This is a genomic window from Bacteroides sp. CAG:633, assembly GCF_000435115.1.
Lineage (GTDB): Bacteria > Bacteroidota > Bacteroidia > Bacteroidales > Bacteroidaceae > Bacteroides > Bacteroides ndongoniae.
The window spans coordinates 1-941 of the sequence record NZ_FR883061.1 but is presented as its reverse complement, the minus strand read 5'-3'; the positions used below and the strand labels follow the sequence as shown (position 1 = coordinate 941).

Below are 941 nucleotides of genomic sequence, written 5' to 3'. Positions count from 1 at the left end.
CCGAAGGCTTGCGCATCATCACCTGCCACATCGGTAACGGTGGTTCCATCACTGCCATCAAGGACGGTAAGTGCGTAGACACCAGCATGGGTCTCACTCCGCTCGAAGGCCTTATGATGGGTACACGCAGTGGCGACATCGACGCCGGTGCTGTCAGCTTCATCATGGAGAAAGAAGGACTCGACGCACAGGGCATCTCGAACCTGCTCAACAAGAAGAGCGGTGTGATGGGTATCTTCGGCAAGTCGAGCGACATGCGCGACCTCGAAAACGCTGTTGCAGCGGGCGATCCGCGCGCTATCCTGGCCGAGAACATGTACTTCTACCGCATTAAGAAATACATCGGTGCCTATGCTGCCGCACTGGGTGGCGTGGACATCATCGTCTTCACCGGCGGTGTGGGCGAGAACCAGGCTTCGGCCCGCTGGGGTGCCTGCGAAGGCCTCGAATACATGGGCGTGAAGCTCGATGCCGAGAAGAACAAAGTACGTGGCGAGGAAATGGTTATCTCGACCGAAGATTCGAAAGTGAAAGTAGTAGTCATCCCTACCGATGAGGAACTGATGATTGCTTCAGATACTGTAGCTATCCTAAATAGCTGAGATTGAAAGAATGTTTTTTCATGTAAAATTGAATGTTAAACAAGACGAAGGGTGTGTCCGTGACGGATACACCCTTTTTTTGCATGCTTCCCGTCCTTCCTCCATCTGCAAACGGTGCAGGTCAGCTTTTGCTGAATTTAATACGCTTGTCACACCGTCAATCAAGCAAAATCGTTATCTTTGCTGTTCAACAAAACCATTCTAATCATTAACTAACAGCACTATCTATGAAACGATTGACGTATTTAATGCTCTTCATGTTGCTGGCCGTCGTGGCACAGGCCCAGCAGGCAAAGTATGTATTCTATTTCATTGGCGACGGCATGGGCCTGAACCAGG

Annotated in this window: 1 pseudogene (running past one end of the window); it reads left to right on the top strand. The window is 50.8% G+C overall.

From position 1 onward, the window contains the following. Positions 1-602 (top strand): annotated as a pseudogene (locus QVP67_RS07570) (acetate kinase) (it extends 624 nt beyond the left edge of the window). The last annotated feature ends 339 nt before the right edge of the window (positions 603-941 follow it).